This window comes from Kitasatospora sp. NPDC048365, from assembly GCF_043200835.1.
Taxonomy (GTDB): domain Bacteria; phylum Actinomycetota; class Actinomycetes; order Streptomycetales; family Streptomycetaceae; genus Kitasatospora; species Kitasatospora terrestris.
This window is the reverse complement of sequence record NZ_JBICYJ010000097.1, coordinates 1-7,716: the sequence shown is the minus strand read 5'-3', so window position 1 is coordinate 7,716 and position 7,716 is coordinate 1. Positions and strand designations below refer to the sequence as shown.

Genomic DNA, 7,716 nt, shown 5'->3' with positions numbered 1-7,716 from the left:
TCCGTTCTCTGGCGCGCCCGGGGCGCCCCCGGGGGCGGGGGGGGGGGCGGCGCCGCCCGGCGGGGCGCGGGGGGGGGGGGGGCGGGCCCCGCCCCCCCCCCCCCCCCCCCCCCCCCCCGACCCTCGGGTTCCGATCGCTCTCGCGGCCGGTGCTGCGGAAAGGCGGCCGGTGCTCGCCACCTCGCCGGGACGAGGGCCCGGGCAGGAGCTCCGCAGGGCAATGACGGGGCGACAGGCCGCGGCACAGCCGTCACTTGCGATGTCTGCTCGAAGCCTCCTGGTGATCTTGGTTTGCTCTCGAGCCGCACCAGCCGCCAAGGTTGGCAGAGGGCTGGCATGCATGTGGCAACGGGGCCGGCTTCTGGTCGCAAGGGGACGTCGATGGTCGATGCGCTGGGACGCGGTGACAACGGGGCAGGGCCGGTCTCGCTCTACGAGGGCGCGGACATCGAGGAGTTGCAGGAGATCGTGAGCGGCCGGCTGTCGCCGCACCGGCTGACGATCCTGGGCAGGCAGCTGCTGCCGGGCCGGCTCCAGGTCTTCCACGCGGGCGCGGTCGGGCTCTACGACCTGGCCTACGGTGCCCCCGTCAGGCTGCAGGTGGGTGACTTGCCCGATTACTACTGCCAGCTGCCGCAGGCTGGCAGTGGGGCGATGGTCGTGAACGGCGTCGCGTTGTCGTCGACGCTCTCCGTCGGTGGGCCGGGGGACGGGGTCCTGACGGAGTTGGATCACCGGGCTGTCCAAGGGGCGTTCGCGATGTCCCGCCAGATCGTGGAGGAGGTCCTCGCGGTGCGGCTGGGGGACGTCCCGCAGAAGCCGCTGCGCTTCCACCAGCACGTGCTCGACCAGGCCAACCCGGCCGTTCGGTCCTGGCTGGAGCTAGCCCGGTCGTTCCGCGCGTTCGTCGTCTCGCCACTGGGCCGCAGCTCGGACCTGGGAATCCGGCATTTCGAGCGGTTGCTGGTCGACACCCTGCTGGACGTCCAACCGCACTCCTGGAGCGGATCGGCGGACCGCGGAACCCCCCTGCTGCCGAGCGCACTGCGCAGGGCAACGGAGTTCTGCGCGGAACATGCGGGCGATGCCGTCTCGGTCAGCGACATCGCGCAAGCTGCCCGGGTCGGTGTACGCACTCTGCGGGAGGCATTCCGGACGCACCTGGACACCACGCCTCTGGCCTACCTGCGGAGGGTGCGGCTCGACCGCGCCCACCAGGATCTGAAGGCGATCGCGGACGGCAGCGCGAGCGGCACGGTCACCGAGGTCGCCTGCCGGTGGGGCTTCACGCACCTCGGCCGGTTCAGTGCGGATTACCGGGGGGCGTACGGGCGTTCGCCTTCGGACACCGTGCGGGGCCGTCGCTGACCATCCCGGGAACGTGCGGTGCCCGGTGCCACGTCGACCTTGGCGGCCGACCGCCGGCTGCTGCGGCGGTCCGGCCTGTCCGTGCCGCTCGCCCCGGCCGTGGTCGCCCTGGTGGCGCCGGCGGCGTGCCGGTGGGCCATGGCCGAGCGCTGGGGCCGCTTGTGTGCTGTCCGGTACGGGGACCGGTGCGAGTCGGGCTCCCGGTAGCGTGACCGGGACACTCGCAGTGATTTAGTCGGGTCATATGGAGTTCGAGAGCCACTGATCGGGTGGCCTTCCGGTCGGGGCGGAGTGTCCGGGGTGCCGCTGTGGGAGTGTCGATGCCTTTGTTGTTGCGGGCCCGGGGCTGCCTCCCTGGCAAGTCGCGGCCAGGGGTTCGCACCTGGCTGTGCCCCGGGGCGGACGCCGTGGAGCAGTCCGAAGCGAGGCCAGGACAGTCAGTGCAGACTTCCCTCAGTCCTGGGCTGTGCTTCCCGGGCGATTCGGGCTTGCCCGGCTGAGTCGATGTCGCTGGTCCCGATTACCCTCACGGCAGGCCACAGCGTTCGCGGTGGCGATGACGCGGCGTCCCGGATGCCCGAACCCGATGAGGAGAGCCGGTGCGCGACTATCTCGCTGAGGTCTTCGCCATGCTCGGCCCTGGCGAACAGCGTTTCACCAGCCCCGATGCATGGGCCGAGTTGGAATCCGAGATCGGCGCCGACTTCCCCGGGGACTACAAGGCGGTCGTCGACGCCTACGCCCCGATGCAGATCAACGGGCACCTGTATCTCTCGCATCCGGCCACCGAGCGCTGGAACCTCGGGAAGAACATCCGCGAGACCTCCCAGGCCTGGGCCGCGCTCGACTGGGACCGGGAGGACTGGCTGGAGCCCGAGGAGGACATCCGCGCCGTCCTCAACCTGCAGGAGGTGAGGTTCGGGTCGAAGGACGGCCTGATCCCGATCACCAGCACCGACCGCGGCGAATACATCTTCCTGGCGCCGCTGCCCGACCGCACGGGACACCGGATCTGTGCGGTGGAGCACGACGGATCCTGGTACGAGTACCGAATGAGCTTCTCCGAGTGGCTCTACCGTTATCTGGTCGGCGAGGACATGGTCGGCCCGAACAGCTCAGCCTTCTATCCCGGCCCGGTGTTGCTCGAATCGCTGCCGATGTCACCCGATGACCGCCCGGCACCGATGTACGGTCCAGAGCGCGGCATGTGACCGGCACAAGCGCTTCGGCCTGACAACGAACGCCCGCTGAAGCGCTCATTCACCATGGTGAGCCGTCATTTCGGTGCCGCGACGAGGACGTACACATCGTGGTCGGAATGCTCGGTGGCCATGCCGTCGTGGGCCCGGGAGCCCTTGAGGACGAGCCCGACGACGGCCGGGTCGGCCGTCGCATCGGCGACGAGCGTCGCGAAGTCCATTGTCACGCCAGCTCCTTGCGCATCAGCGTGCACATCGTCCCGTAGCGCCGGAGCGAGCCGTCCTCGGCCTCCACGTCCCAGGAGTCGAGTGCGCGGCCGAAGGCCCGGTAGTCCAGGCGTTCGTAGAGGGTGCGGGCGCGCGGGTTGCACTCTTCGACGCCGAGTTCGGCGCGGGTCGGGCCCCGGGCGCCGATCCGCTGTTCGGCGGAGCGGATCAGCAGCGTGCCGATCCCGCAGGACCGGAGGGCCGGGTGGACGCCGAGTTGCCGGAGCGTGCCCGTGCCGGGTCTGATCGTGTAGTCGATGCCGCCGACCGCCACCGGGAGCCCGACCGGTGTGCAGACCGCCAGGTAGTCGACCTCGCCCGCCTCGGCGCGGCGGATCTGGTGGGCGAGTTCGCGCACGTGCTTGGGGGAGCCGGCCCAGTCGCACGACGGCAGGTCCGCGTCGGTGAGGTCGCGTACCGAGAGGTGCAGCCTGATCTCGGTCATTGCCGCATCCCTTCGACGCGGCCGGCGGCCGTCTCCCATTTCAGCAACCAGGTCCTGCGCCGTCCAAGGGGTTTCGGCCCGGCCACGACGTCGGCCCTGGCCGTTGATGCTGTGCCCCGCGCGGGGGTTCAGGACGTCGGATCCGGGGTCTGCCAGGCGGCCATCTGCTCCCGGAACTTCGGGCATCCGACGATGTCCTGCTCGCTGCACTGGAGGGCGTGGGCCAGGAGCTGCTGGGCGTGGTCGAGATCGATCAGGCGCTGCTGGAGCTCGGTCATCTTGGCGCGGATCATGGCCTCTCGGTGCGGTTGATCCCGCTGGAACTCGCGGATCTCGACCAGGCTCAGCCCGGCCTGCTGGTACGTGCGCAGCACCGTGATCCGCTCGGCGGCCTCGGGCGGGTAGCGCCGCTGCCCGCCTTCGCGCTCGGGCGCGGGCAGCAGGCCATGGCGCTCCCAGTACCGGATGGCCGAGGCGGGCACCTTGGTGATCTCGGCGAGCCGGCCGATGGTCATGTGCACGTCCCGGTCCTCCTGCTCCTGGTCGATCCGGGTATTTGACTTGAACCTTAGTTCAAGCTGAAGACTGATCAGCACCTGGACGGGGGCGAACAAGAGCCGCCGACAACACACTTGGAGACATCGCATGAGTGACAGGGATGAAGGGAGAGAGCGGGCCGAACAGCTGGTGGCAGCCGCGGACCAGCTCTTCGCGGCCGGGGTGATGTCCCACTCCGGGCATGCCAACCTGAGTGCCAGGCTCGACGGCGAACGCCTCCTGCTGACCCCGGGGTTCGTCCGCGGCCTGCGGCCCGAACAGCTGGCGACCGTCGGTTTCGACGGCCGGGTCCTCGCCGGTGAGCTGCGGTCCGTCAGCGCCGAGATCATCGCCATGCACAGCGCCGTGTACGAGCACCGCCCCCGGGTGGGCGCGATCATTCACACCCACTCGCCCGCCGCGACCGCCTTCGCCGTTGCCCACCGGCCGCTGCCCTGCCGTACCGAGCCGATGCTGCGCTTCGGGCAGGCCGAGGAGGTTCCCGTCGTCCCCTGGGGGCCGCGCGGATCGGACATCTCGGTTCGCGGCATCGCCGACGTGCTGCACCGGCACCCGACCACGGCCGCCGTCCTCCTGGCCAACCACGGCCTCCTGGTGTTCGGCCCGGACGCGGCGGCCACTGCCCACCTCGTGGTGGCGATCGAGGAGAGCGCCGAAGCCGAGATCGCCGCCGCGGCGATCGGCGGGGCCGTCGACTTCCCTCCGGGCGCCCAGGAGGCCGTGCGCGCCGCGATCGCGCGGGCCGCGTCATGACGGACGACACCCTCGACACCCTCGCGGCCCGGACGGAGGCCGTCCGCGACCGCTACCGCGCCACCCTCGGGACCGTGCCCGGCGGGATCCAGGAACGGCTGCGCCTGGCCGGGGAGTTCGGCCGACTGCCGACCGAGGAGGCGATCGCGGCCCTTCGCCACATCGTGCTGACCGACAGCCCGCTCGGCGCGCGAGTCCAACAGCTGGTCCACTTCGGCCAGTTGCTGGCCCTCGGCCGGGCCCACCCGGCCCGGATCCATGCCCAGGGCGCCCTCCACGCCGGAGCCGGCCTCGCCGACCTCATCGGCGTCGCCGAGACCGCACTCATCACGGCGGGCGTGCCGGCGTACGCGCTCGGCACCGAGATCATCGCCGAGCTCCTGCCCTCCGCCGACCCCGGCGAGGAGTGACCACCGGAGCGCGCCGGACACCTCGGCTCGCTCACTCGCTCCCTCACGTAGCGGCGGCGCACTCGGCGCCACCGTGCTCACCGCCGTACCGGCGCTGGTCGCCCCGCACACGGCGGCCGCCAGTGACTGCTGGGGTGACTACTGCAGCGACTGCCAGTACGACCCCGGCTACGACCCGGGCGACTCGGGCGGTGGCGACGAAAGCGGCGGTGGCGACGTGGTCGTCGTCATCACGGGCACGCTCGACCCGGATCCGGTGGAGCCCGCCTATCCCGCCGGCCCGGACGAGCCGGGCTACATCTGGCGTACATCTGGCGCTCGGGCGAGGGCGCGGGCGGGAGGCCGGGGGACTGCGCGAGGCGACGCGGCGCCCGGCCGCTCCGCCCGCGCCGGCAGGTCCTCGCTGCTGGAGCCGGCCCTGCGAGGTCGGTCCGTCAGGCCTTCCGCCGCGACCAGAGAGGGGTGACCAGGCCGATCAGAACGGCGGCGGCGCCGATCTGGAAGAAGTGCCGGATCCAGTCGATGCCGCGGGTGTCCGCGACGCCGAACGCGCTCGCCAGGAAGTTGCCGATCATGCCGCCGATGACACCGAGCACGACGGTGAGCCACAGCGGGATCGGCTGGCGTCCGGGAACGACCAGCTTTGCCAGCAGGCCGATGACCAGGCCGGCGATGATCGCCCAGAGAATCGACATGGTTCCTCCTCCACTCGCGGACTCGCACGCGCGGCCCGTCGGTGCCGCGGCAGTCGTATGCCCCGTCAGTCGCCGCTGATGCCTGCCGATTCGACGGCGGGAACCCGCCGGGTCCGGACGGGGTTCCGCCCCGGTCCGCCGCTACGGCTGCGGGTCGCTCCGGTCCGGTGGTGGCAGGCGGCTCAGGAGGCTGCCGCGGCCCGAAGCCGGACGGCGTTCTCGTCGGCGTCCGCCAGCCGGAAGTACAGCGGCGGCATCAGGAGTTCGATGACGGTGAGGACCAGTTGGAACCAGTGCGGCCACCCGTGCACGGCGAGTGAGAGCAGCCGCCCGACCGCGCCCAGCAGGAACACCCCGGCCAGCCACCGGACGGCAGTCGCCGGGATCGGCGACTGCCGGGCCGCCCAGAGCCAGGCGAGGCCGTACCCCGCGAAGATCGCACCGAAGAACCGCTGCAGGCTGTCGACCGTCGCCCCGGCCGAGCCCGCTCCCGGCACCGAGTCGTTCCCGAGCGCCACATGGGCGAGCCCGATCGCGACGCACGCGATGCCCATCGCCAGCACGAGCCACCTCAGAACCCTGGCCTTCATGAGACCCCACCCCCGTTAGTAGACACTCGTCAACTAGACGCCACTAGTAGACGCGTGTCAAGTAGTCTTGACTCCGTGCCTCCCCGCCAACGACTCAGTCCCGCCGAACGCCGCGCCCAACTCCTCGCCGTCGGCGCGAAGCTCTTCGCCGCCCACCCCTACGGAGACGTGCTGATGGAGGACGTCGCCGAGCACGCCGGAGTCTCCCGCGCGCTGCTGTACCGTCACTTCCCCGGCAAGCACGACCTGTTCGTGGCCGTCTACCAGCAGGCGGCCGACCGGCTGCTGGAGCAGGTGCCGCTCGACCCCGGCGGTGACCTGCTGGAACAGCTCGCCGCCGGTCTCGATGTGCACATCGACTACTTCGTCGCCAACCGCAACGCCGTCCTCGCGGCGAACCGCGTGCTCGCCGGTGATCCGGTGGTCCAGACCGTGATGGCCGACGAACTGGACGTCCTGCGGGCCCGGCTCCTCGCCGTCCTCCCGCTCGCCGACGACGCCCTCAGGGCAACCGTGTCGGCCGTCCTGAAGAGCTGGCTGGTGTTCGTCCAGGTGCTCTGCGTCGACTGGCTCACGGAGGAGACCTGCACGCGCACCGAGCTCCGTGACACCTGTATCGGCGCCCTGCTGGGAGCCCTCCGCCCGCTCCTCCCCACGGACCCCGCGCCCGGCTGGCCACGCCAGGCGTAGGCCCGGCGTTCCCCGCCCGTCGCCCGTCGCCCGTCGCCCGTCGCCCGTCGCCCGCCGCCTGTCGCCCGTCGGCCCAGAAGGCCGCTCGGTCCGTCCCGCTTTCCCGTCGGCGCGCCATCGGGACTGTTACGGAGTCGGCCGGTGGCCGTTACACGACCGGCGGCTTGCCGAGGGACTGGCTTCCTAGCGTGAGCAGCGTCAACCGGCGGCCACCGGGCCGCAGGTGACGAGCAGATGGAGGAAGCCGATGTCATCCACCCTGTCCGTGCGCCGCGCCACGCGACTCGCTCTGGTCTCGGCCGCCGCGCTCGGCGTGCTCGCGCTGCCCGGCGCCGTCGCGTTCGCCGACGGCAGTGCCAGCCCGTCGCCCGCCCGGGCGACCCCCAGCGCCTCGCCGTCGGTGGCTCCGACCGCGGTGCCCAGCCCGGTGCCGTCCCGCTCGCCTGCCACGCAGGTCACCGCCGTGCCCAAGGGCGGTGCGCAGACCGGTGAGGGGGCGGCCGACGGCGGCTCGACCGTCACGCTGGTCGTGGGCACCGTGCTGGCGGCGGCCGGCGCGGCCGGGATCGGCCTGGTCGTCGTCCGGCGCCGTGCCGGTGCGCAGGACTAGCGCGCACCGTCGCGGGGGGGGGGCCCCCCGGGGGGGGGGGCGCGCCGGGGGGCCCCCCCCCGGCCGGGGGGGCGCCCCCCCGGGGGGGCGCCCCGGCCGCGCCGCCGGGCGGCGCGGCGGCGCGCCGGGCG

11 protein-coding genes are annotated in these 7,716 nt (G+C 72.3%); 6 read left to right on the top strand and 5 right to left on the bottom strand.

Going from position 1 to position 7,716, the window contains the following annotated elements; genetic code table 11:
• The first annotated feature begins 381 nt into the window (after nt 1-381).
• Both ACGFX4_RS41130 and ACGFX4_RS41125 read left to right on the top strand, forming a co-directional pair.
• Entirely contained in the window at nt 382-1,368 is a 987-nt protein-coding gene (locus tag ACGFX4_RS41130; protein WP_393086325.1) for an AraC family transcriptional regulator, read from the top strand.
• Between the two features lie 599 nt (nt 1,369-1,967).
• Nucleotides 1,968-2,579 carry an SMI1/KNR4 family protein gene (locus tag ACGFX4_RS41125; RefSeq protein WP_393086323.1) on the top strand — a complete coding sequence of 204 codons (612 nt, stop codon included), beginning with the start codon at nt 1,968-1,970 and terminating at the stop codon, nt 2,577-2,579.
• A gap of 65 nt (nt 2,580-2,644) precedes the next feature.
• Here the strand turns inward: ACGFX4_RS41125 and ACGFX4_RS41120 are convergent, their stop codons facing one another.
• The 3 genes from ACGFX4_RS41120 to ACGFX4_RS41110 form a co-directional block, all read right to left on the bottom strand.
• On the bottom strand, nt 2,645-2,788 hold the full coding sequence (locus tag ACGFX4_RS41120; RefSeq protein WP_393086327.1) for a hypothetical protein: 144 nt from the start codon (nt 2,786-2,788) through the stop codon (nt 2,645-2,647).
• A 2-nt stretch (nt 2,789-2,790) separates the two neighbouring features.
• Nucleotides 2,791-3,279 (bottom strand): GNAT family N-acetyltransferase, encoded by a 489-nt coding sequence (locus ACGFX4_RS41115; protein WP_393086320.1) that lies wholly within the window; start codon nt 3,277-3,279, stop codon nt 2,791-2,793.
• Between the two features lie 128 nt (nt 3,280-3,407).
• Nucleotides 3,408-3,875, bottom strand: a complete 468-nt coding sequence (locus tag ACGFX4_RS41110) for a MerR family transcriptional regulator (protein WP_393086318.1) — start codon at nt 3,873-3,875, stop codon at nt 3,408-3,410.
• A 49-nt stretch (nt 3,876-3,924) separates the two neighbouring features.
• On the opposite strand from ACGFX4_RS41110, the gene ACGFX4_RS41105 reads away from it, so the two are divergent.
• Both ACGFX4_RS41105 and ACGFX4_RS41100 read left to right on the top strand, forming a co-directional pair.
• On the top strand, nt 3,925-4,590 hold the full coding sequence (locus ACGFX4_RS41105; RefSeq protein WP_393086316.1) for a class II aldolase/adducin family protein: 666 nt from the start codon (nt 3,925-3,927) through the stop codon (nt 4,588-4,590).
• The gene (locus tag ACGFX4_RS41100; protein WP_393086314.1) at nt 4,587-5,000 is read left to right on the top strand and encodes a carboxymuconolactone decarboxylase family protein; all 414 of its coding nucleotides are present in this window, start codon (nt 4,587-4,589) and stop codon (nt 4,998-5,000) included. The genes ACGFX4_RS41105 and ACGFX4_RS41100 overlap by 4 nt, the downstream gene beginning before the upstream one ends.
• 434 nt (nt 5,001-5,434) lie before the next feature.
• Here ACGFX4_RS41100 and ACGFX4_RS41095 read toward each other — a convergent pair whose 3' ends face one another.
• Complete coding sequence (locus tag ACGFX4_RS41095) at nt 5,435-5,695, bottom strand: GlsB/YeaQ/YmgE family stress response membrane protein (protein ID WP_393086312.1); 261 nt, start codon at nt 5,693-5,695, stop codon at nt 5,435-5,437.
• A gap of 182 nt (nt 5,696-5,877) precedes the next feature.
• Nucleotides 5,878-6,285 carry a DUF4345 domain-containing protein gene (locus tag ACGFX4_RS41090; protein ID WP_393086310.1) on the bottom strand — a complete coding sequence of 136 codons (408 nt, stop codon included), beginning with the start codon at nt 6,283-6,285 and terminating at the stop codon, nt 5,878-5,880.
• Between the two features lie 75 nt (nt 6,286-6,360).
• On the opposite strand from ACGFX4_RS41090, the gene ACGFX4_RS41085 reads away from it, so the two are divergent.
• Together ACGFX4_RS41085 and ACGFX4_RS41080 are read left to right on the top strand one after the other, a co-directional pair.
• Nucleotides 6,361-6,975: a TetR/AcrR family transcriptional regulator gene (locus ACGFX4_RS41085; protein ID WP_393086308.1), complete on the top strand. Its 615-nt coding sequence runs from the start codon at nt 6,361-6,363 to the stop codon at nt 6,973-6,975.
• 247 nt (nt 6,976-7,222) lie between these two features.
• On the top strand, nt 7,223-7,585 hold the full coding sequence (locus tag ACGFX4_RS41080; protein WP_393086306.1) for a sortase-dependent protein: 363 nt from the start codon (nt 7,223-7,225) through the stop codon (nt 7,583-7,585).
• Nucleotides 7,586-7,716: the final 131 nt, after the last annotated feature.

Coding starts and splice junctions, on each gene's coding strand:
- ACGFX4_RS41120 (WP_393086327.1), bottom strand. CDS start 2,788: ATGGACTTCGCGACGCTCGTCGCCGATGCGACGGCCGACCCGGCCGTC.
- ACGFX4_RS41080 (WP_393086306.1), top strand. CDS start 7,223: ATGTCATCCACCCTGTCCGTGCGCCGCGCCACGCGACTCGCTCTGGTC.
- ACGFX4_RS41090 (WP_393086310.1), bottom strand. CDS start 6,285: ATGAAGGCCAGGGTTCTGAGGTGGCTCGTGCTGGCGATGGGCATCGCG.
- ACGFX4_RS41130 (WP_393086325.1), top strand. CDS start 382: ATGGTCGATGCGCTGGGACGCGGTGACAACGGGGCAGGGCCGGTCTCG.
- ACGFX4_RS41105 (WP_393086316.1), top strand. CDS start 3,925: ATGAGTGACAGGGATGAAGGGAGAGAGCGGGCCGAACAGCTGGTGGCA.
- ACGFX4_RS41100 (WP_393086314.1), top strand. CDS start 4,587: ATGACGGACGACACCCTCGACACCCTCGCGGCCCGGACGGAGGCCGTC.
- ACGFX4_RS41095 (WP_393086312.1), bottom strand. CDS start 5,695: ATGTCGATTCTCTGGGCGATCATCGCCGGCCTGGTCATCGGCCTGCTG.
- ACGFX4_RS41115 (WP_393086320.1), bottom strand. CDS start 3,279: ATGACCGAGATCAGGCTGCACCTCTCGGTACGCGACCTCACCGACGCG.